This window comes from Glutamicibacter bergerei (genome assembly GCF_054495185.1).
This window is the reverse complement of sequence record NZ_CM137131.1, coordinates 2,430,078-2,451,636: the sequence shown is the minus strand read 5'-3', so window position 1 is coordinate 2,451,636 and position 21,559 is coordinate 2,430,078. Positions and strand designations below refer to the sequence as shown.

General features: G+C 56.8%; 17 protein-coding genes and 1 pseudogene. 14 read left to right on the top strand and 4 right to left on the bottom strand.

Annotation, left to right across the window (positions count from 1 at the left end; all coding sequences use genetic code 11):
• Positions 1 to 74 precede the first annotated feature (74 nt).
• From alr to tsaD, 5 genes are read left to right on the top strand one after another with little or no spacing between them, the layout of a single operon-like run.
• Positions 75 to 1,274 carry an alanine racemase gene (gene alr, locus ACX5K5_RS11325; RefSeq protein ID WP_096256863.1) on the top strand — a complete coding sequence of 400 codons (1,200 nt, stop codon included), beginning with the start codon at positions 75 to 77 and terminating at the stop codon, positions 1,272 to 1,274.
• The gene (gene tsaE, locus ACX5K5_RS11320) at positions 1,267 to 1,845 is read left to right on the top strand and encodes a tRNA (adenosine(37)-N6)-threonylcarbamoyltransferase complex ATPase subunit type 1 TsaE (RefSeq protein WP_229677064.1); all 579 of its coding nucleotides are present in this window, start codon (positions 1,267 to 1,269) and stop codon (positions 1,843 to 1,845) included. The genes alr and tsaE overlap by 8 nt, the downstream gene beginning before the upstream one ends.
• Positions 1,838 to 2,515: a tRNA (adenosine(37)-N6)-threonylcarbamoyltransferase complex dimerization subunit type 1 TsaB gene (gene tsaB / locus ACX5K5_RS11315; protein WP_459174417.1), complete on the top strand. Its 678-nt coding sequence runs from the start codon at positions 1,838 to 1,840 to the stop codon at positions 2,513 to 2,515. Before tsaE ends, tsaB begins: the two co-directional genes overlap by 8 nt.
• Positions 2,512 to 2,985, top strand: a complete 474-nt coding sequence (gene rimI, locus ACX5K5_RS11310; RefSeq protein ID WP_096256860.1) for a ribosomal protein S18-alanine N-acetyltransferase — start codon at positions 2,512 to 2,514, stop codon at positions 2,983 to 2,985. Before tsaB ends, rimI begins: the two co-directional genes overlap by 4 nt.
• Positions 2,982 to 4,064 (top strand): tRNA (adenosine(37)-N6)-threonylcarbamoyltransferase complex transferase subunit TsaD, encoded by a 1,083-nt coding sequence (gene tsaD / locus ACX5K5_RS11305; protein ID WP_459174416.1) that lies wholly within the window; start codon positions 2,982 to 2,984, stop codon positions 4,062 to 4,064. The genes rimI and tsaD overlap by 4 nt, the downstream gene beginning before the upstream one ends.
• Before the next feature lie 336 nt (positions 4,065 to 4,400).
• Here tsaD and ACX5K5_RS11300 read toward each other — a convergent pair whose 3' ends face one another.
• From ACX5K5_RS11300 to ACX5K5_RS11290, 3 genes are read right to left on the bottom strand one after another with little or no spacing between them, the layout of a single operon-like run.
• Complete coding sequence (locus tag ACX5K5_RS11300; RefSeq protein ID WP_459174415.1) at positions 4,401 to 5,696, bottom strand: MFS transporter; 1,296 nt, start codon at positions 5,694 to 5,696, stop codon at positions 4,401 to 4,403.
• 36 nt (positions 5,697 to 5,732) lie between these two features.
• Positions 5,733 to 6,638 (bottom strand): carbohydrate kinase family protein, encoded by a 906-nt coding sequence (locus ACX5K5_RS11295; protein ID WP_459174414.1) that lies wholly within the window; start codon positions 6,636 to 6,638, stop codon positions 5,733 to 5,735.
• Positions 6,635 to 8,107, bottom strand: a complete 1,473-nt coding sequence (locus ACX5K5_RS11290) for a glycoside hydrolase family 32 protein (protein WP_459174413.1) — start codon at positions 8,105 to 8,107, stop codon at positions 6,635 to 6,637. Before ACX5K5_RS11290 ends, ACX5K5_RS11295 begins: the two co-directional genes overlap by 4 nt.
• A 120-nt stretch (positions 8,108 to 8,227) precedes the next feature.
• Between ACX5K5_RS11290 and ACX5K5_RS11285 the strand changes: the two genes are divergently transcribed.
• The 9 genes and pseudogenes from ACX5K5_RS11285 to ACX5K5_RS11245 form a co-directional block, all read left to right on the top strand.
• The gene (locus tag ACX5K5_RS11285; RefSeq protein WP_459174412.1) at positions 8,228 to 9,256 is read left to right on the top strand and encodes a LacI family DNA-binding transcriptional regulator; all 1,029 of its coding nucleotides are present in this window, start codon (positions 8,228 to 8,230) and stop codon (positions 9,254 to 9,256) included.
• 395 nt (positions 9,257 to 9,651) lie between these two features.
• Positions 9,652 to 10,677, top strand: a complete 1,026-nt coding sequence (locus tag ACX5K5_RS11280; RefSeq protein ID WP_459174411.1) for a LacI family DNA-binding transcriptional regulator — start codon at positions 9,652 to 9,654, stop codon at positions 10,675 to 10,677.
• A gap of 44 nt (positions 10,678 to 10,721) precedes the next feature.
• The gene (locus tag ACX5K5_RS11275) at positions 10,722 to 12,398 is read left to right on the top strand and encodes an ABC transporter substrate-binding protein (protein ID WP_443462053.1); all 1,677 of its coding nucleotides are present in this window, start codon (positions 10,722 to 10,724) and stop codon (positions 12,396 to 12,398) included.
• Positions 12,399 to 12,470: 72 nt separating this feature from the next.
• Positions 12,471 to 13,448, top strand: coding sequence for an ABC transporter permease (locus tag ACX5K5_RS11270; protein ID WP_096256852.1), 978 nt, complete (start codon positions 12,471 to 12,473; stop codon positions 13,446 to 13,448).
• A 5-nt stretch (positions 13,449 to 13,453) separates the two neighbouring features.
• A complete protein-coding gene (locus ACX5K5_RS11265) occupies positions 13,454 to 14,428 on the top strand; it encodes an ABC transporter permease (RefSeq protein ID WP_459174410.1) in 975 nt (324 codons plus the stop codon).
• Positions 14,425 to 15,342: an ABC transporter ATP-binding protein gene (locus tag ACX5K5_RS11260; protein ID WP_459174409.1), complete on the top strand. Its 918-nt coding sequence runs from the start codon at positions 14,425 to 14,427 to the stop codon at positions 15,340 to 15,342. Before ACX5K5_RS11265 ends, ACX5K5_RS11260 begins: the two co-directional genes overlap by 4 nt.
• Positions 15,339 to 16,286, top strand: coding sequence for an ABC transporter ATP-binding protein (locus ACX5K5_RS11255; RefSeq protein ID WP_459174408.1), 948 nt, complete (start codon positions 15,339 to 15,341; stop codon positions 16,284 to 16,286). The genes ACX5K5_RS11260 and ACX5K5_RS11255 overlap by 4 nt, the downstream gene beginning before the upstream one ends.
• On the top strand, positions 16,283 to 17,875 hold the full coding sequence (locus ACX5K5_RS11250) for a glycoside hydrolase family 32 protein (RefSeq protein WP_459174407.1): 1,593 nt from the start codon (positions 16,283 to 16,285) through the stop codon (positions 17,873 to 17,875). The genes ACX5K5_RS11255 and ACX5K5_RS11250 overlap by 4 nt, the downstream gene beginning before the upstream one ends.
• Before the next feature lie 631 nt (positions 17,876 to 18,506).
• A pseudogene (locus ACX5K5_RS11245) lies at positions 18,507 to 19,280 on the top strand (tRNA (adenosine(37)-N6)-threonylcarbamoyltransferase complex transferase subunit TsaD); the annotation flags it as partial.
• 76 nt (positions 19,281 to 19,356) lie between these two features.
• On the opposite strand, the gene ACX5K5_RS11240 reads toward ACX5K5_RS11245, so the two are convergent.
• A complete protein-coding gene (locus tag ACX5K5_RS11240) occupies positions 19,357 to 21,471 on the bottom strand; it encodes a GmrSD restriction endonuclease domain-containing protein (RefSeq protein WP_459174406.1) in 2,115 nt (704 codons plus the stop codon).
• Positions 21,472 to 21,559 lie beyond the last annotated feature (88 nt).

The window sequence follows — 21,559 nt, the reverse complement described above, 5'->3', positions numbered from 1 at the left end:
CCCCAAATGAAGCTCACGTTCCCTATCGTTGCCATGGCGCGGCAAGAGCGTGCGAAAAGTGCGAAGATGTATAGGTGAACTCTGAATCTCTTGAGGAAATCAACGCGCCGGAAGCCGGTGACACGGCTCCTTACATTGGTTGGGAACGTCGCGCTGTCATTGATCTCTCCGCAATCCGCAGCAACGTCAAACAGGTTATGGATCTGGTGGCCCCCGCCAAGGTCATGGCAGTCGTCAAAGCAGACGGCTACGGACATGGAGCCGTACAGGTAGCCAAGGCGGCTCTAGAAGGTGGCGCCCGCTGGATTGGTTGCGCACACGTTGCCGAGGCCCTGGCGCTACGCGACGCAGGTATTGAAGCTCCGATGCTCGCCTGGTTGCACACCAACGACACCCCATTTGAAAAAGCCATCTCTGCAGGTATTGATTTAGGTGTCTCAGGATGGGACTTAGACTTAATCGCAGCGGCAGCCCAGGCAGTGCAGACGCCTGCGCGTATTCATCTCAAGGTTGATACCGGGCTGGGACGCAACGGCTCCACCATGGCTGATTTCCCGGGCTTGATTGAGCGTGCCGCTAAGTATCAGTCTGAAGGACTGCTGCGTGTGGTCGGGGTGTTCTCCCACCTAGCTGTCGCCGATGAGCCGGACCGCCCCGAAACTGACATTCAGCTTGCCGCTTTTGACGAGGCCATCGATATGGTCGAAGCTGCAGGCTTCGATCTGGAAATGCGCCACATTGCCAATACTCCGGCCATCTTGTCCCGTCCGGACACCCACCACGAAATGGTGCGGCTCGGTTTGGGACTGTATGGCCTGAGCCCGTTTGAGGGGGAGAGCCCTGCAACTTATGGTCTGCGTCCGGCAATGCGGCTGATGACTAAGGTTGCCAACGTCAAAAAGGTCACCCTCGGGCAAGGAGTCTCCTACGGGCTGCGTTACCAAACGACCGCAGAGACCTACCTGGCGCTGGTCCCGATGGGATACGCCGACGGGCTGCCACGAGTTGCCACCGGGGCACCGGTAACCATCAACGGGAAAACCTACCCGGTACGCGGAACTATCGCCATGGACCAGTGCGTGATTGATCTAGGCCCAGATATCAACCCCAACGAATTCTTAGGTGCCGAGGCAATCATCTTTGGTGAAGGTGGAGAATCGGTAACCACTTGGGCGCACGCAGCAAACACCATCAACTATGAGGTTGTCACCCGGATCTCTCCACGAGTTCCACGCTTCTATGTTGAAGGAACCTGGGGCGAAGCCGGTGAATGAGCACATCAAAGAATTCTCTTGCCAGCTGGCGGACCTCACGGTCACTGAAGCTCTGGGCGAAGCCTTGGGCAAGCAGCTGAGTGCAGGGGACTTAGTGATCCTCACCGGGGCGCTGGGAGCCGGGAAGACCACCTTGACGCAATCGCTCGGGCTGGGCCTGAACGTCCGCGAGGGAATCATCTCGCCCACCTTCGTACTCGCACGCCAGCACCCCTCGCTGGGTGATGGGCCAGCACTAATCCACGTGGATGCTTACCGGCTAAACGGGGAACATGACGTGGATACCCTCGACCTTGAATCCACCTTGGCCGACTCGGTCACCGTGGTGGAATGGGGTCTGGGCAAGGTGGAGCACCTGTCCGACTCCCGCCTGGAAATCCAGTTGGACCGCGAGATCTGGGCCGCACCTAGCAGCAACCCGTGGGAAGAATCCGACGAGGAGCTCGATGAGCCAAGGCAGTTCACACTCAAGGCCATCGGACCACGCTGGGACGAAGAGAATTTCACCGAACTGAAAAACGCCTTGCTGCAGGCCACCGGGCTGCAGCACTCGGGAGAACCACATGCCTAACTACCTGTCCATCGACACCTCGGCGCACGCCTCGGTGGCTTTGATCGACTCACAAACCGGCGCGGTGCTCGGCGAACGCACCTCACCACGCGGTAACGACCAGACCGAAACCCTCGCCGGGCTTGTCCGCGACCTGCTGGCAGAGCACCAGCAAGTTGGTGCGGAGCTTGCCGGCATCATTGTCGGTGTGGGTCCTGGGCCCTACACCGGACTGCGAGTGGGACTTGTTGCGGCACGGACCTTCGGCTTCGTCTGGCAGGTCCCGGTGCATGGGGTGATGTCCCTGCACGCGCTCGCCGAACGAGTGTTGGATACCGAGCACGTACCGGCAGAATTTGTGGTTGCCTCCGACGCGCGCCGCAAGGAAGTGTACTGGGCCAAATACGATGCCTCGGGCGAATTGCTGGACGGTCCCCATGTGGCGACCGCCGCAACCCTGCCTGCCTTGCCGGTCTACGGCGTGGGTGCCTCGCTGTATCCAGAGCAACTGGCCGAAGCAGGAGCACATGGCGTCGAAGAGTCGCTGGACTGGATCGCACAGGCCGCAGAGCTGGGCTGGCGCGGGATCAAGGATCTTGCCAAGGGTGTGGACCTGTCCGATACCTCACCGCAGTACCTGCGTGAATCAGATGCCCAGGTCCCGGCATTCATGAAGAAGGACAAGGCATGAGCATCACCCTCCGTACGATGACCACTGACGACATTGCCGCAGTCCATATTCTGGAAACGCAGTTGTTCCCCGAAGATGCGTGGCCGCTGGCCGGATTCGAAGCTGAGCTGGCCCAGCTGGAAACCCGGAAATACTGGGTCTATGAGGATGCCGACAAGATCATCGGCTATGCCGGGCTCTGCACCGTGCTGCCCATTGCAGACGTGCAAACCATCGCGATCATCCCCGAATACCAAGGTCAAGGTCTGGGCAGGGCGCTGCTGACGGAACTGATCACCACTGCACGAGCCAACCGCGCCTTAGACCTGATGCTCGAGGTGCGCTTCGACAACCCCACCGCCATTGGACTCTATGAGTCCATGGGATTTGAGACTATCCATCGACGCCCGCGCTATTACAAGGGCGGCATCGATGCGCTGATCATGCGTCTGCGACTGGACGAGCTAGACACCCCGGAGGCTTCCGAATGAGCACCCCACAGCACCCGCTAGTACTGGGCATTGAATCCTCCTGTGATGAAACCGGAATCGGGATCGTGCGTGGCACCCAACTGCTGGCCAACACCGTGTCCAGCTCCATGGATGAGCATGTCCGCTTTGGCGGCGTGATCCCGGAGATTGCGGCACGCGCGCACCTCGAAGCGTTTGTGCCCACCTTGGAGCAGGCGCTCGCCGAAGCCGACGTGACCTTGGAGGAAATCGATGCGATTGCCGTGACCAGCGGCCCCGGGCTAGCCGGGGCACTGATGGTAGGCGTGGCCGCGGCCAAGGCACTGGCGCTGGCCACCGGTAAACCGCTGTACGGCATCAACCACTTGGTGGCTCACGTGGGTGTCGGGGTGCTTGAAGGTACTGCGCTTCCACCGACCTTCGGTGCGCTGCTGGTCTCCGGTGGCCACACCGAAATTCTGAAGGTCACCTCGCTGACCAACGATGTGCAGCTTCTTGGCGCGACCATCGATGACGCGGCTGGCGAAGCCTATGACAAGACCGCCCGCTTGCTGGGTCTGGGGTATCCGGGCGGACCGGCCATCGACAAGGCTGCCAAAGACGGAGACAAAAAGGCGTTCCGTTTCCCCCGTGGGCTGTCGCTGCCAAAGTTTGTGGGCTCTGCCGAGGAACCGGGCAAGCACCGGAACAACTTCTCCTTCTCCGGTCTGAAGACCGCCGTGGCGCGTTGCGTGGAGCATTTTGAAGCGGCGGGGGAGCCGATCCCGGTAGCGGATATTTCCGCATCTTTCCAGGAAGCTGTGGTGGACGTGATCACCTCCAAGGCAGTGCGCGCTATGCAGGAGAATGGCCTGAAGACTTTGCTATTGGGTGGGGGAGTCGCGGCGAACACGCGACTGCGAGAGCTACTGGCAGCGCGCTGCGCTTCGGCCGGCATCACGTTAGTGGTTCCGCCGTTTTCGCTGTGCACGGATAACGGTGGAATGGTTGCCGCTCTCGGCGCCCAGCTGGTGGCCGCGGGCGCCGAACCTTCGGGCCTGGATTTTGCTACAGATTCTTCGCAACCGGTCACTAATATTGTGCTGAAGCCACGCGGCTAAGAATCTGGCTAGAGATGCAGTAAGCGTCCGTACCCTTCTGGGTGCGGACGCTTATTACGTTGGATATATAGGGGAGTAGTAACCTGCAATAGACCGGTTGCGGAGTTCGCGAACTCCCGCAACACAGCAGATGACCTCATCGTCCGGGGTGTTCTGGCGATCTTTAGCATACAGGCCAGTCAAAACGACGGTGCCCGGGCGCGGCATCATGAATGAACGATGTTGATGTTTTAACACGAGCGAGATTCTGGCAAACGGTTGACAACGTATTAACGCAGCGGGGGCGAGCTGCTGTAAGTCTCTATAGCAACCCGCCCCGCTTGAACGAACGCTCAGTTAGGCGTCAACAGCAGTTTTTGAGTGACGAATGAATGGGTCACCCATGACTTGCTGATCGTCCTTTTTCAGCGCAAAGAATCCATAGACTCCAGCAAGCAGCACTACCAGCGAGATGGTGATGAAGGTCTGGCGGTAGCCCACCTGGTCGTGGAGCATGCCCAACGGTGTGGAGAGCAAGACGTTACCAATCTGCGAGGATACTTGGAACCCCACCATGTACAAGGTTGCAGACAACGCCGGGTTGAAGTGCAGGGTGAAGTAACGGAACACCGGAAGAATGAACAACGGCGTTTCGATGGCGTGCAGCATCTTAATTGCGGAGACGAGCAACGGATCATCAACGAGCGCGCAGCCCAAGATGCGAACAAACATGATGGCGACACCGATGAGCAGTGCAGAACGCACGCCCACACGGCGCATGAGCAGAGGCACGAGTCCCAGCATGGCCGCTTCAACGAAGACCTGCACCGAGTTCAGGATGCCATATACCTGCTGACCGGTTTCTTGGTCTTCAAAGAGTCCGGTGTAGAAGTCGGGGAACATTTGCTGGTCAAAGACCGTGTAGAACGTCCAGGACAGCATCACGAATACGATAATGAGCCACAGACTAGGTAAACGGAAAAGGCCCAGCATTTCACGGAAGCCCGGTGTAGATGCTGGAGACAGTTTTCCGTTGCTTGGGAGAGGAGCTACTGGTTTAGCTTCGAAGCGCCAAAGCAACAACAGCAGCAGGTGGATTACTCCGATTACCGAGCCGATCCAGAAATTCAGCATTGGGTTGATGGTGAACAGGAAGCCTGCAGCCAGTGCCACGACGGCGTAACCGAATGATCCCCACATGCGCGCTTGCCCATATTCGAAGTTAAAGCGGCGGCTGTAACGTTCGGTGAGCGCTTCAAAGAGGCCTACGCCTGCAAGGAATCCAACGGAGAATACGACTGCGCCGGCAATAACACCCATCATGAAATGCGACTGCAGCAACGGCTGGTAGACCCACATGCAGAATGGTCCGGTGAGCGCGGTCACCGCGGCAATCACGACCGCAAGATGCTTTCGCAGACCTAGCCGGTCTTGTAGAGCACCGTAGCCGAACATCAAGAACAGCGTCACGAGCGAGTTCACCGAATAGACGGTACCGACCTGTGCGCCGCTGAGCCCCAAACCGTTGGATTCGCTGGTGAGCCAAATTTGGAAGAATGACCACCAAATTCCCCATGATGCGAAGAACAGCAGCATCGAGAAGGAACTGTGAAGGTAGGTAGGGTTTCTAAGAGTTGTGCTTAGTCCAGTCATCTTTGCCCTGGTTTCTTTGTCATCGTTGGAAAGTTCTTAGTGAGCTAAGGCGCGGGAGAAATCGTTGAACCACGGCGGATTTGCACCGGCCTGTGCCACGGTTAGTGCTGCCGAAGTTAGTGCGTGGTGCAGCGCTTGCCTGATATCAGCTGGTTCGCAGGCGGTTCCGGTGCGTAGCGCTTGCGCTAGTTCGGGTAGCGCGAGCACACCGTAAAGCAGTCCGGACATGAACGCGTCACCGGCACCGATGGTGTCTTTGAGCTCTGTCGGCAAGGCCGGGATGTCATATCGATTTCCGTGGGCAACAGCTAGGCAACCCTCCCCACCTTGGGTCATCACGGCAAAAGCCGGCCCGAGGCTGGAAACATGCGCCAGTACGTCCCACAGGTCCAGCTCAGGGTAGAGCCATTGAGCGTCCACATCGCTGAGCTTAACGATATGACTCAGTCTCATCAGCAATTCGATTCGTTCGATGGCTGCTTCGCGGTCTTCCACCAGATCTGGACGAAGATTTGGGTCGTAACTGCGCAGTGAACCAGTTGCAGCATGAGTGAAGGCATCAACGATGCACTGCCCCGAGGGCTCAATCCACGCGGCAATGGATCCGGTATGCAAAAGTTCGGGGACGGCGTCTACTGCCACTGGTGGAATCTGCTGGTGGATATCAAAGGTGTAATGGGCGTTTAAGTGCTCATCAACGTGAACCTGAGCCACCGAGGTGGCCCGCTCAGTGACCGAGCCGGAAGCCACCTTCACACCCGCTTGCAACAGATGCTCGGCGATTTGTTGCCCATGAGCATCTTGACCAAATTCGGTATGGAATTGCACAACATGTCCTAGGCGCGCGAGTCCGACGGCAACGTTCAGTGGTGAACCACCGGGGTGGGCCAAACCCGAGACGACGTCTACTAAAGATTCTCCTATGATGGTAATACTGCTCATGCGCTGCGCTCCAAGCTCTTTTCACTCAATGGCAGGACACCAACAACTGCGCCCGTGCTGCCGGAATACTGGAGTACCCCATAGGCTGGCGCAGCTTCGCCGGTGAGCTGATCGGTCAGTGAGCGGCGGCCATCCGCGCCCAGGATTTCAATGGAACCATGATCCAGAAGAACCTGGATGACTAGCTCGGTGGAATCCTCCGGTAACGGCATGCGTTGGCTGGAAGCGTAGAGCTCATGGGCAACCTTGCCTGCGCCGCGGTGGTGCTGAATCAGAGATGGCTCAACGCTCACCTCGCTCATCACGCTGTGATCTGCGCGGTGCAGGAGTAACCGTGCCCGGCCGGTGAAGTCACCGGGGAGGCTCAGTTCCACAAGAGCCGGTTCATTGAGTTCAATGCGCGTCTCGCCGGTCAGCACCGCGCTGGTTGGTACAGGGGAGTCGGGCAAGCCGCTCAGGCGTTGACGAATTTCAAAACCGCCGTCGCCAAGCTGCACCAAGTCCAGGGTGCGAGCTGCGCTCATGGAACCGCGCCAGCCGTCGTGGGGCAGATCGCGGGCGTAGTCCCAGTTGCTCATCCAGGCGATGATGGTTTGCTGCTCCACCGGCATGCCGTGGAAGCTGACGCCGGCGTAGAAGTCGCGACCCCAGTCCAGCCAGCTGCCCTGGCTTAGCTGCTCGAAGGCCAGTGAATCATTAGCTTCCTGCTGCTTGTAGGGGGTGAATGTGAAACCGTCAAATTCTCCCACGAAGTATTGGGTGCCGGAGCCACCTGCCACGCCGCCGGGATTCAGTGAAACGAGCAGGACCCACTTGAGCTGGTCGCTGCCGGCGACCGGCAGTTGGATGAGGTCCGGGCATTCCCAGATGCCGGCGGTGGCAGCTTGCGGGCCGAAGCTAGATGCCTCGGTCCAGTCGATGAGGTTTTCCGAACGGTAGATCAGCACACGGCGTTCGATGGCTTCTACAACCACCATGACCCAGCACGGGCCCTGCGCGGATTCGTAGCGGAAGACCTTGGGATCACGGAAGTTCTTAGAACCACGGTCCAATACCGGGTTCTGTGCGTACTTGGTGAAGGTTGCGCCACCGTCCAAGGAATAGGCCAGCGCTTGGGACTGGTTGCTATCGTCCTTGGCTGCCGCGGTGTACAGCGCGATGATCGGCGCGGTGCTTCCGTCTCCGAGGCCGCTGGTGTTCTCCTGGTCCACAACGATGGAGCCGGAGAAGATGTCTGCAACATCCCCGTGCAGGATGGCGATGGGAAGTTCGGTCCAGTTCACCAGGTCGGTGCTGACCGTGTGTCCCCAGGACATGTAGCCGTGGCCAACTCCGTGGGGGTTGTGCTGGAAGTACAGGTGGTATTGCTCGCCATCAAAGAACAAACCGTTGGGATCATTGATCCAGTTTTTCTTGGGGGAGAAGTGAAGCTCTGGTCGCATGACCGCGACTTGTTGTAGTTCGGGCAACGCCGCCATCCTTAATCAAGATCTGCTAAATGGATTTAGCACAAGACTCTAACAGCGACGGGGCCACCCTGCAATAGGCTAGGCTCGAATAATTGCAGGTACCAGTCGCAAGAAGGACACGTGAATACGCAAAAAGCCAAGCGGGTAACAATAGCTGACGTCTCAGAAGCTTCAGGGATGTCAAAGGCCGCAGTCAGTTTAATCCTGAACAACAAGCCTGGGACCAGGCTTTCCGTAGAGGCCACCGAAAGGGTTCGCGCGGCAGCCAAGGAACTGGGCTACCGTCCAAATGCTGCCGCTCAGTCATTGCGCAGTGGCAAGACGCGAACCCTGGGGCTGATTTCTGATCAGGTCACGGTCACACGTTTTGCTTCCGGCATGATCACCGGCATTCTTCGCGCGGCCGAGGAGCGCGGCCATACGGTGTTGATTGCAGAGACCTTCGGGAAACGTGATCAGCTGGCTGAAGTCATCCAGCAGATGGCTCATCGGGACGTTGATGGTCTCATCCTAGGATTTATGGATTCACGGAAACATGACTTAAAAATCCCAGCCACAGGTCTGCCCACCATCTTGGTTAATGGGCTTGATGACAGCCCCTGTACCGCGGTGCTACCTAATGAGCTGGATTCCGGTGCCCGTGCGGTGCACCGAGTTCTGGAAACCGGTGCTAGAAGTGTCGCGCTGATCGGGGCGCATCAAAATGCTGAGAATGACTCGAAGAGCTATCCGAGTATCACCCGCCGCTTTACTTCGCTGCGCAACGCCTTGCAAGAATCGAAACTTGAGGTACTCGGCGAATGGGTTCTTGAAGACTGGAATCCCACCGACGGCTATGCGGCGACCGCTCAAATGCTCACCGATGGGCACAAGCCTGATGCTGTCATCTGCGCGAATGACCGCGTGGCCATGGGAGTCTTCCAGGCATTGGCCGAACAAGGACTAGTTCCCGGCAAGGATCTTTCGGTTCTTTCCTTTGACGATGAGATCATCGCTAGCTACCTGCGTCCGCAGCTGACCTCGATCAGACTTCCTTATGAAGAAATGGGAGCGCTCGCCGTTGAGCTACTTCTTGATGGGAAGCTGGATCCTGTTGAACATCAGGTGGAAATGCCGCTGATTGAGCGCGATTCAATGAAGGCCCGCTGAACTAAGACTGACCGAGCTTGGGAGCTAAAGATTCTTAGGGCTCGAACTGTAGGGAAGTGCCACGGCCTCCCGGTATGACTCATGAAGCAGCTTTGCCGAGAGTCGAATTGGCTAGCCTCTTCAGCTCGTCTGATCTTCAAATTCCTGGATACCCAGAATAGTTTCTGGGTCGTTCCGTGCGCCCAAATACCGTGCTGCGGGCGATGCCGGTTCTGTCGAAAGCGCGCGATCTTCGCAGAGATCTGCATTTACGCGCAAATAAGAATTGACTGCTTGACACCCGCAAGTGATGTGCGTTACCTTATTTCTCAGCGTAGTAACGCGCGTTACTGAATCGTGTTAGCAAATCTGCAATACGGCCAGTTTCGCTTTGATCTCAAGGGGGAGGAGGGGAAATGACGCAGCAATCCGTGACCATGGCCGATGTCGCCAAGGCAGCCGGCGTAAGCCGAACAACTGTCTCATTTGTGCTCAATGGCCGGATGGAAGCAAATATCCCCGAAGCCACGAGAGAGAGAATCAACCAGACGGCGCGCATGCTGGGCTACCGCCCCAATGCGGCCGCACGAACTCTGGCTAGCAAACGCAGCGCCTGGTTCGGTCTGGTGACCGAGATTGCTACATCACCCTTTGCTACCGACGTGATCAAGGGAGCGCAACGCTCGGCATGGAAAGATGGAAACTTTCTGCTCATCGCACCCAGCGATGACGACCCTGGCATGGAAATGCTCGCGGTGGAGAAGCTCCTTGAGCAACAAGTAGGCGGGCTGATCATTGCAACCACCTGGCACCGAGAAATCATCGTGCCGGAGAATGCAAAATCGGTTCCCTGCGTTTTGGTCAACTGCTTCGACGCCGCCGGAGAATTTCCATCAATCGTCCCGGACGAAGTCGCAGGTGGTTACGCCGCCGCCGAGATCCTCGCACGGGCCGGACACACCAACATTGGCCATATCACTGTTGCCCAAGGAATCCCTGCTCAGATCGGGCGCCAAACCGGTATGAAGCAGGCTCTGCGTGATCACGGACTTAGCCAAGAAGAGTCAAAGATTGTTGCCGGTGACGGTACCGCCGATAGCGGATACCACGGAACTCAAGAGTTACTGGCTCAACCAGATCCGCCAACCGCAATTTTTTGCGGTAATGACCGGATCGCCATGGGATCCTATGACGCAATCAAGGAACTCGATTTGCGAGTGGGGGAAGACATCTCAATCGTCGGTTTTGATGATCAAGAGATTCTGGCACCACATATGCGACCAAAACTGACAACCATCGCCTTGCCCTTTGAAGAAATGGGTATGGCAGGGGTGTCATTACTGAATCAAATGGTAGAGGGCTCACCGATTGAGAATCGCCAAATTACCATCGGCTGCCCTCCACGCATTCGTTCATCTGTGGCCATGCACGGCCAAAGATGAGCTTCCCCTCCGCTACACATCACATGAATGGATGAGGAACTTCCATGATAGTCAAATACTTACGCCGCGCGCACCTTGCCGTGGCTGCGACCGCAGCGGTCGGCGCATTCGCGCTGACCGGATGCGTCGCATCAAACCCAGGCGGAACCGAAGCTGACGGAGCAACAACCAGCTCAGCGTTCCTCACCATCCCGCGTGAAGACATGGGTACCTTCTCCAAGAACTTCAACCCGTTCTCGCCCAACGCCGCGCCAATGACCGGCCAGTCCATCTACGAGTCCATGCTGGTTTACAACCCTGCCGGCGGCGACACGGTGCCTTGGCTGGCCACCGACTGGGAAGCGGGCACCGACGGCAAGTCGCTGACCTTCAATCTGCGCCCAGGAGTCAAGTTCTCCGACGGCACCGAGCTGACCTCCAAGGACGTGAAGCTTTCGGTGGAGCTGCAGAAGGAACTGCTCGGCGGCTATGACTACCTGAAGTCCATCAAGACCCCGGATAAGACCACCGTTCAGTTCACCTTCAAGAAGTCCTTCGCTCCGGCACTGTACGAATTGGGGCAGCAGGTCATCGTGCCTGCGCACATCTGGTCTAAGTTCGACAAGCCAGGCAACGAAGAGAACCCGACCCCGGTCGGCACCGGCCCGTACACCGAGATCGCCAACTTCCAGGCCCAGTCCTTCGAGCTGCAAAAGAACCCGAACTACTGGCAGCCCGAGAAGCAGAAGCTTGGCGGCATCCGAATGCTCGCCTTCGCCGGCAACGACGGTGCCAACTTGGCCGCCATCTCCGGCGATGTCGACTGGACCCAGACCTACATGCCAGACATCCAGACCACCTATGTGGATAAAGATCCAGAACACCGCCACTACTGGTTCCCAACCACAGGCTCCGAGATCAACTGGCAGCTAAACACCACCAAGGAAGAATTCTCCGACGTGCGGGTGCGCAAAGCACTAAGCATGGCCGTTGACCGTGAACAGGCGGTCAAGGTTGGCATGAGTGACTACACCGTTCCGGCCGACTGCACCGGACTGTCGGGCAACTACGACAAGTGGCGTGATGCCTCGGTCGTGGAGAAGTGTGACTGGACCAAGCGCGATCTTGAAGGCGCCAAGAAGCTGCTGGATGAAGCTGGCTACAAGGAAAACGCCCAAGGACAGCGCACCACCCCAGACGGTAAACCATTCACCTTCGACATCTCCGTGGGTTCAAGCTCCACTGACTGGCTGTCGGTAGCAAATATTATCGCGCAGAACCTTCAGGACGTGGGCATTAAGGCCACCGTTGATTCTCCTGACTGGGCCGCGGTGACCGCAGCCTATGAGACCGGTGAATTTGATACCGGCATCGTCTGGACTGCTAATGCTCCGACCCCGTATCAGTACTACCTGAACCTCATGGGAAGCGAGAACGTCAAGCCGGTCGGCAAGCAGACCTTTGACAACTACCACCGCTTCAGCGACAAAAAAGCAGATGACCTGCTGAACAAGTTTGTGGCTACCGGTGATGAAGGCGAGCAGAAGCAGGTCATCAATGACTTGCAGTCGCTGTATAGCGAACTAGCTCCGGTTGTGCCGTTGTTCCCTGGCCCGGAGTGGGGTGCCTACACCACCGAGAACTTTGTTGGTTGGCCCACCGAGGAAAACCCTTACGCGACTCTGAGCAACCGCGCACCGACCACCGTGCTGGTGCTCACCAACCTAGAACCCGCGAAATAGCATCAAGCTCCCACGTGGTGGGCGGCCTCTAGCTGCCCACCACGACGCGAACTTTCGTGAAGGACACATATTATGAGCTTCCTCTTCCGGCGTCTGGGCTTTTACCTGCTAGCCTTCTGGGCGTCCATCACCCTAAACTTTCTGCTGCCGCGGCTGATGCCCGGTGACCCGGTCACCCGCATGCTTTCCCGCTCGCAGCAACGCCTCGAACCACAGCAGGTCGACGCGCTACGCACCATGATGGGCGTAGACGGCGGCCCGCTCATCCCCGAATACTTCAGCTACCTTGGCCGCATCCTCACCGGCGATTTCGGAATGTCGATATCCCGTTTCCCCACGCCAGTCTCCGAAGTTATCGCCTCTCAGCTGCCGTGGACCCTGCTGCTAGGCATCACCTCATTGGTGATCGCGGTGATCCTCGGCAACCTGCTGGGTATCCTGGCGGCCTGGCGCCGTGGCGGTTTCCTGGACTCGGTGGCTCCGCCGCTGCTGGTATTCATCGGTTCCTTCCCGTACTTCTGGCTCGCCATGGGTGCGCTGTACATCTTTGGCATCAATATGGGTGTCGCCCCGATGCGCCACGCCTTCTCCGTGGGTCTGGTCCCCGGATTTAACCTTGAATTCATTTTGGATGTGGCAGCTCACCTGTTCTTGCCGGCACTAACCATTGTGCTGGTGTCCTTGGGTGGCTGGATGTTGGGTATGCGCAACACCATGATTGCTACCAACTCCGAGGATTACATCCTGATGGCCGAGGCCAAGGGCCTGCGCCCGCACCGCATCATGCTGAACTATGCGGCACGCAATGCAATGCTGCCCTCAGTGACGAGCATGGGCATGAGCATCGGGTTTATCGTCGGTGGAGCCTTGCTCACCGAAGTAGTGTTCGCCTACCCGGGCGTTGGCTACCAGCTGCTCGCTGCAGTCCAAGGCCTTGACTACCCATTGATGCAGGGCATGTTCCTGACCATTACCGCCGCGGTGCTAATCGCGAACTTCCTTGTAGACCTGGTCTACGTCCGACTTGACCCTCGTGTGCGGAAGGGCTGAACCTCATGAGCCAGATAACCACAGATACCCTGACCTTGACTCCCAAGGACCCGGCGGCAGAAAGTGCCACGGACCGCGCTAGGCTGGGCGCCACACGCCTGCTGCGTACCTTGTTGCGCAACGGCAAGGCGGTGGCCGGGCTGAGCATCCTTGTAGTGTTCATTGCGCTGGCGCTGCTGGCCCCGGTGTTCTTCCCGGGAGATCCGGCGCGCATCACCTCTGCCGGTGCCGCAGCTCCGAGTCTGGAGCACTGGCTGGGAACCACCACTAAGGGCCAAGACGTCCTCGGTTTGACCTTGTGGGGAGCACGCTCTTCGCTATTTGTCGGCTTTGCCGCTGGGATCTTATCCACCGTGATCGGCGTGCTGATCGGTTTGAGCGGTGCCTACTTCGGCCGAGGCCTGGACGAGGCGCTCTCGTTGGTGACCAACGTGTTCCTGCTGGTTCCGGGTCTGCCGTTGTTGGTCATCCTGGCAGCTTTCATGCCGCCGGGCCTTGGAACGGTCATCGTGGTGCTGGTGATTACCGGTTGGGCCGGTAGTGCCCGCGTCATGCGTTCTCAAGCCATGTCCATTCGGGGCAAAGATTATGTGGCGGCCGCTCAGGTATCCGGTGAACGTCCACTGCGCATTATGGTGCGCGAGATTTTGCCGAATATGGCCTCGGTGGTCATGACCACTCTGCTGGGCTGCATCATCGGTTCCATTGGTGCCCAAGCCGGACTCGAATTCCTGGGTCTGGGAGACGTAAACACGCTCTCCTGGGGCACCAACCTGTTCTGGGCTACCAGCGATGGTTCGCTGATGCTCGGCCAGTGGTGGATTTTTGTTCCATCGGGTCTGGCTATTGCGTTGGTGGCCTTCGCCTTGGCGTTGTGCAACTACGCGGTAGATGAGATTACCAACCCGCGCCTGCGCCGGCCTAAGCATGCAACGAAGAGCACCGCGGCAACCACCGTGGCGCGAAAGGAAGAAAAATGAGCGTCCCGGTATTGGAAGTTCAGGACCTGACCGTCGAATACGTCAGCGACGAGCGTGCGGTCCGCGGCGCGGACCGGGTCAGCTTCACCATCCATTCCGGCGAGATCTTTGGCCTCGCCGGTGAGTCCGGCTGCGGCAAGTCAACGATCGCGAACTCGATCATGCGTTTGCTCAAGGACCCTGCCCGGATCAGCAACGGCAAAGTCCTCTTTGACGGCACGGACGTGCTGGGCATGGATGAGGCAGCGTTGCGTGCCTGGCGTTGGAATAACGTGGCCATGGTGTTCCAATCGGCAATGAACTCCCTGAACCCGGTCACCCGTATTGGTGAGCAATTCATCGACGTGATCCGCACCCACCGTGGCGGTAGCCGGGCGGCCGCGCTGCATCGTGCCCACGAACTGCTTAAGATGGTGCGCATCGATCCGGTACGGTTGCGCGCTTACCCGCACCAGCTTTCCGGAGGCCAGCGCCAACGCATTGTCATCGCCATGGCCTGTGCTTTGAATCCGCGGCTGTTGATTCTTGATGAACCTACTACCGCGCTAGATGTGGTGGTGCAACAGGAGATCTTGGAGCAGATCCGTGAACTGCAAAAAGAACTCGGCTTCGCGATTTTGTTCATCACCCACGACATGTCGTTGATGCTTGAGCTCTCTGACCGTATTGGCATCATGTATGGCGGTCGTATTGTGGAGCTGGCTCCGGCAACAACGCTGCGCCATGGTTCCCGGCACCCCTATACTCAAGCGCTGCTGGGAGCTTTCCCGCCTCTGCATGGCCCAAGGGTTAAGCTCACCGGGCTGGCAGAAGGCACCAAATTCACCAACATCCAGGATCTGGAAGACACCGGCGAGGGCCATTGGGTGGCTCCCTCGGATCAACCTGTGCTGTCGCAAGGAGAACTGCTATGACTTCAACTGCTACCCTGCGGACCGCAGTGGGTCCGGCCGTTCGAATCCGTTCGTTGAGCAAATCATTCACCAGCTCAGCGCTGTTTAGTCGAAAGAAAATTCCTGCCTTGCGGGATATCGATTTGGAGATGCAACGCGGGGAAATCGTGGCACTGGTGGGGGAGTCAGGATCCGGCAAGTCAACGCTGGCCCGTTGTCTTGCGCTGCTTGAAACTCCGGATTCCGGCGAAATTCTAGTTAATGGAAAAGATATTGCGGGGCTGAGGGGGGCAGCGGTGCGTAAGTACCGCAGCGAAGTGCAGATGGTCTTCCAAGACCCCTTCGGTTCGCTGAATCCTACCTTCCGCGTGGAGCATATCTTGGAACGTGCTTTGGCTCTGCACCAGCCAGAAATTAAGTCAAAGCGCAGTGAAATGGCAAAGCTGGTGAGTACCGTGGGTCTCAGCCCGGATGTGCTCTCCTCCTTCCCGCATGAGCTCTCTGGCGGACAGCGTCAGCGCATCGCGATTGCTCGAGTGCTGGCGGCCAAGCCGAGCATCATTCTGGCCGACGAACCGACCTCAATGCTGGATGTCTCGGTGCGCATTGGTGTGTTGAACCTGCTGCATAAGCTGCGTGACGAGCATGGGATCACCATCTTGTATGTCACCCATGATCTGGCTTCGGCCCGTTATCTTTCGGACCGAATTGCTGTGCTCAACGAGGGGCGAATCGTGGAATCAGGAGAATCCGTGCAACTGCTGGATAACCCGAGCCATCCGTATACTCAGCTGCTTGTGGGTGCGGTGCCTGACCCTGACCGAGACGGTAGCCTCGACGCACCAAAGCGCGCGGCTCTACGCGAACAAATCCAGCGCTGGTCCACCAGCGCCAACCTGCAAAAGCACATTATCGATGAATCAAGCCAGCACTGGGTGTTGGCGGACGAAAGCGAAATGACATGAGCTCAAATAAAGACATGACCCATGGCGGGCCGTCCAGACGAAGCATTGTTGCCACCATGGCCTCGGCCACTGCCTTGACTCTGACCGGACTAGGCGCTGGGGCGGCCGTTGCGGCCCCTGCAAAGCGGGGAAAAAATGACAAGAAGGGTTCTGCTGCGATGAGCTACCGTCCCAGTTATCACTTCAGCGTTCCGGATAATTGGAAGAATGACCCGCAACGTCCGGTGTATCTGGACGGTGAATACCTGTACTACTACCTATACAACGAGGACTACATTCTCGGTGGCAGCGGTACAAGTTGGCGTTTGGCGACCACCACGGACCACGTGAACTTCACCGACCACGGCGTAGCCATCAGCAAGCATGAAAGCCCTAACGGGGATTGCTGGTCCGGCTCGATTGTCATCGACGAAAAGAACACCGCGGGCTACGGGAAAGGAGCGTTGATTGCTCTGGTCACTCAGGCACCGGGCGGGGTGCAAGCCCAGTACCTCTGGTACTCCACCGATAAGGGACGCAGCTTCAAGCCCGGTGGAACCAAGCCGGTGCTGGCTAACCCAGGCGTGGAAGCCTTCCGAGACCCGAAGATCATCTGGCATGAGCAAAGCTCACAGTGGGTCATGCTTAATGCTGAGGGGGACCTCATCGGGTTGTATACCTCGGTGAACCTGAAGCGGTGGAAAAGAACCAGCGAATTTGTGCGCACCACCTTGGGCACCCTCGAATGCCCGGACCTGTTCCAGATCCAGGCTTCTGACGGAACCAAACAATGGGTGCTTGGCACCAGCGCCAATGGCAAGCCACGTGATCTGCCCGCAACTTACGCATATTGGGTGGGCGACTTTGACGGAAAGGCCTTCATCACCGAGGATGATGATCCGCAATGGCTTGACTGGGGCTTTGACTTCTATGGTGCTGTGACCTATCCGGATCATCGTACCGACGGGAGCGAAAATCCCAAACTGCGTCGTGTTATTGGGTGGAACAACTTCTGGGATTACCCGCACAATGCCCCAAGCATGGCCACAGATGGCTACAACGGAGATGACATGATTGTGCGCGAGGTGCGGATGATCGCCGGTGCAGAAGGCTACTACCTCGCCACGGTGCCGGTAAAGCAGTTGGACAAGCTGGCCGGCCCCGCTAAAAGCTTAGGCAGCCTGGCGGTATCTGGGGAGCAGGTCCTGGATTTCTCGAGCAGTGCTTATGAGCTGGAATGCGAATTGAGCTGGGATCCAGCTAACCCGCCAGAGAACGTGGGATTTGAGCTGTGCCGGGCAAAAACCGGCACGCGTCACGTGGCCACCGGAATCTTTCTGGCCGGAGGGTTCGCCTACATGAACCGCAAGCCGAGCTTCCATCCCGGGGATAAGAGCGAAACCAAGAGCCCATTAGAGGTACCAGGCGGAAGACTCAAGGTACGCATCCTGGTGGACCGTTCCAGCGTCGAGGTGTTCTTGGGGGATGGCAGGATCGTCCACTCACACCGGGTATTCCCGCTGGCTTCGGATTCCGGGATCAAATTGTTCGTTTCGGGCGGGACTGCAACGTACAAGAACCTCACCGTGCGCAAGCTGGCATTCGCTTAGAAGTTTGTCGCGGGCTCGGGCAAGACTGGCATGGTGAGCGGCAGTTTCCCGAAACCCGGTGATGGCCCGGGGAACCTTGCTTCCCCGGGGCTTATAGGCTTTCCCCGGGCAATACCTATTTTTCCGAGCGCAAAGAGGAATATCCGGCCGGTCGTGCGATCGCCTGCGACGGGGATTTGTGGAACTCGCTGAAGAATTTGTAAGTCAAGATGAGTGCAGGCATCAGGTTGCGGCTTAACAAAGTACCACTAAGTTCGGTGAAGTCCTGAACAGGCCAGTTCGAGCGGAACCAGCCATTTTTAGGGCCAGTTGGTCATTTGTCAGGCAAGTTTTTCCGCTGCGATTACCGGATTTTACAGGTCACCATAACCTTGCACTCGGCAACTGAATTCGTCACCATTGGTGAGCCGACGACATTGCGCGGGGGAAGCCAGTCAAAATGACATCACCGGGTTGCAGGGGCATGAACCACTGAGATACACCAAAATCTCTTCCACACCCCAACCTAATCCTTGGTTGTTGCAGGAACTAGTGGTTCTCCGTTACGGACAACGCTGATTTTCTAGCAGGCAAGCGCAGCATCGATTTTGATAGCAGCTGGCGTGGAGAACGGGGAATCGAAAATAGTCCAGCGCTGGTCACCAGTAAACTGCTGTACGGCATCAACCACTTGGTGGCGCACGTGGGTGTCGGTGTGCTTGAGGATACGGTACTTCCACCGACCTTCGGCGCGCTGCTGGTCTCCGGTGGCCACACCGAAATTCTGAAGGTTACCTCGCTGACCAATGATGTGCAGCTACTTGGCTCCACTATTGATGATGCCGCAGGCGAAGCCTATGATAAGACCGCACGTCTGCTAGGTCTCGGTTACCCGGGTGGTCCCGCAATCGATAAGGCAGCCAAAGAAGGCGACCGAAAGGCGTTCCGATTCCCGCGTGGGCTGGCACTGCCAAAGTTTGTGGGAACCGTTGAAAACCCAGGCAAGAACTGACATAACTTCTCGTTCTCTGGGCTGAAGACTGCAGTCGCCCGCTGTGTGGAGCATTTCCAAGCCAACGGCGAAGAAATACCGGTCGCGGACATTGCCGCTTCTTTCCAAAAAGCTGTGGTGGACGTGATTACTTCCAAGGCTGTACGCGCCGCGCAGGAGCATGGGCTAAAGACCTTGCTTCTTGGTGGGGGAGTAGCCGCGAATACACGCTTGCGTGAACTGCTGGCCGCACGTTGTGTATCTGCCGGTATCAGCCTGGTGGTTCCACCATTCTCGCTGTGTACGGATAACGGTGGCATGGTCGCTGCTTTGGGTGCCCAGCTTGTTGCAGACGGAGTGGAATCTTCGGGGCTCAACTTCGCCACGGATTCGTCGCAGCCGGTGACTAGGCTCGTTCTGAGTACACTGGGGTAGATCTATTCACTATGAGCAGGAGGCATCGACAATTTCGAGATGCCGGCCCCTGCTCAGTGAAGTACACATAGTCGGTCTAGTCGTCGTTTAATGTCCCTTTGCTGAGCTGCCGATCAAGTGATTGCCGGACGAGGCTAAGTATGTACGGAATGTCATCATCATCCCCGACTCCAATTTCAACGTCGCCATTTCCCCAACGGCCCAAGTTCGTAACATCTTTCGCGATGCCACGTGGATCATTCAACTCAGGGAACGGCATATTCAGCGAAAGTCGGAGACGCGCCATTTGCGGGACGATATCAACTACGTTTGTTTCCGCCTTGTACGCGACGTAGAGTTTCATGAACTCTTCCGTGATATTAGGATCTAGGATCAGCAGTTGTTTTCGTAGTTCGTCGAAGAGTGCGCGCATCGGCTTACCGGGTAGAAGATAGGGATGATCTGCGAGAGTATACGCGCCGATGCCAGTGGCTTTTGGCTGAGTGCGATATTCACCTAGAACAGGATCTGTTAGTTCGGGACGAACCCAAACGTTTAGAGCCGTTGAAGACAAAATCGAGGCACGTTTTTCAATTTGTTGGAGATCCCAACGTTCGATTTTTCCTAAACCGTGGTTGAGTCGTAGGGGGCTTTCATGGAATCCACCTTTCATGTCTCGCTTTTCTGTAAACGCGCGGTCACTGTACTCGCTGTTGTAGCCGGTAAGCGTCAAGTTTCCTAGGGTATGCAGTTTCGATGCGTGTATAGATTCCCAATCTAACCCCAGATCTTGAATCCAACGGTCTGACAAATTCGGGTTCTGCGGCATGATGTGTTCGATAGTATATTCATCCACATAGACGCGTTCTTTTCGTTCGTGGTTCTCAATCTTCCGGAGCCAGTAGCTACGACGGGGGATGTTATACATATCTCTCGACTCTAGTTCGCGTCGAAATTCCTCATTATTTGGGAGTCGACGGTAGGTAGGAAGCAACAAAAATGCAGCTTGAAGGCTTTCCAGATACCGATCCTTCCTAAGCGACTTTGAAACGTTAGCGAAGGTCTTGTTCATGGAGTTGGTCGGGATAGAGCAAATCGCGCGACGAAAAACGTATGACTCGATTAGACGTAGGCTGGCGAGAAAGTCATCTCTGCTGAGTAAATCGTGCGCGTAGTCGGAATAGAGCTCTAAGAGCAATGGGTAAGCTACGTCGACTCGCAGATCTCGTAGGTCTTGGAATGCAGTTTTGAGCTTCGGGTCTTGCTCTTGGCCGAGTGCCATGGCGCAGTAGAAACCAGCGTAGGCCTTTACATCTTTAACTAGTGCGTCTACTCCCTCAGCGGCTACGGTAGTACGACGCGAGTAAGCTTTGAAAGCCTCATAGACTGCGCGAACATTGGGAATTTCTCCAGTCTTTACAGTCAGGTAGTGACGGATGAATGCATCAAAGTAGGCTGTATAGCTCTCTTGGCCAAAACGTTTTTCCATTGGATGCCAGTGCCTCTCGTAGAGGTCCGTTTGGTGTTTTGGCTCCAAGCCCATAAGCACATAATTGCGTATGAGATCGGCTTGACTAAGCTCGCGTCCAGTCGAATTCATGCTTTCGAAAATTAGCTGAGGGTTGTCTTGCTCTCGATTCAAAGCGACATCGACAATCACGAGTTTTTTGAGTCCCAGACAGAGTCTTCTGAGGTCTGGTGTGAGGGTTTTGATTTTTTTATCAAAAAAGTCGAAGTTCTGGGCCACCCGAACAGAATGATTCTCCGGAATCGCGCGTTGCTGCACGATGGCATTAAGCGTTTCTCGGTCGGTTTTAGTCAAGAGAAGTTTGAATGCCTTGTCGCCGTCTTCCAGAGGATTCAATAGATGATAATGACGAAGCTTTTTTGCCGAGAACCCTTCAATGGGCTCAGTATCTCCAAGATGGCGGCATAATGCTTCGAGAAGTAGCGTTACGGTGGTCAGCCGTTGCTGACCATCAATGACCAGCAGAGGCGACTGGTTTGAAACTTGATAAATTCCTTTTTCAATGTAAACGACAGAGCCAACAAAATGTGCTGTTGAATCTGTATTTTCGCCGGCACGAATAACATCTGACCAAAGTTGCTCACATTCCTTCTCTGTCCAGCTATATGTCCGTTGGTAGATAGGAATGACGAATTGTGGTGAAGTTTTGAGGAATTGCAGGAGGGAGGCTTCGGATGCTTTCATATCTTCAGTTAACCACTAATCACCAGCGGTTGTATGGATGCGAATAGTGTCTCTTGTGCCTGGGCGGGTATCAAGATGGAAGGCCTCA

Coding starts and splice junctions, on each gene's coding strand:
- tsaB (WP_459174417.1), top strand. CDS start 1,838: ATGCCTAACTACCTGTCCATCGACACCTCGGCGCACGCCTCGGTGGCT.
- rimI (WP_096256860.1), top strand. CDS start 2,512: ATGAGCATCACCCTCCGTACGATGACCACTGACGACATTGCCGCAGTC.
- tsaD (WP_459174416.1), top strand. CDS start 2,982: ATGAGCACCCCACAGCACCCGCTAGTACTGGGCATTGAATCCTCCTGT.
- ACX5K5_RS11300 (WP_459174415.1), bottom strand. CDS start 5,696: ATGACTGGACTAAGCACAACTCTTAGAAACCCTACCTACCTTCACAGT.
- ACX5K5_RS11295 (WP_459174414.1), bottom strand. CDS start 6,638: ATGAGCAGTATTACCATCATAGGAGAATCTTTAGTAGACGTCGTCTCG.
- ACX5K5_RS11280 (WP_459174411.1), top strand. CDS start 9,652: ATGACGCAGCAATCCGTGACCATGGCCGATGTCGCCAAGGCAGCCGGC.
- ACX5K5_RS11275 (WP_443462053.1), top strand. CDS start 10,722: ATGATAGTCAAATACTTACGCCGCGCGCACCTTGCCGTGGCTGCGACC.
- ACX5K5_RS11270 (WP_096256852.1), top strand. CDS start 12,471: ATGAGCTTCCTCTTCCGGCGTCTGGGCTTTTACCTGCTAGCCTTCTGG.
- ACX5K5_RS11265 (WP_459174410.1), top strand. CDS start 13,454: ATGAGCCAGATAACCACAGATACCCTGACCTTGACTCCCAAGGACCCG.
- ACX5K5_RS11260 (WP_459174409.1), top strand. CDS start 14,425: ATGAGCGTCCCGGTATTGGAAGTTCAGGACCTGACCGTCGAATACGTC.
- ACX5K5_RS11255 (WP_459174408.1), top strand. CDS start 15,339: ATGACTTCAACTGCTACCCTGCGGACCGCAGTGGGTCCGGCCGTTCGA.
- ACX5K5_RS11250 (WP_459174407.1), top strand. CDS start 16,283: ATGAGCTCAAATAAAGACATGACCCATGGCGGGCCGTCCAGACGAAGC.
- ACX5K5_RS11240 (WP_459174406.1), bottom strand. CDS start 21,471: ATGAAAGCATCCGAAGCCTCCCTCCTGCAATTCCTCAAAACTTCACCA.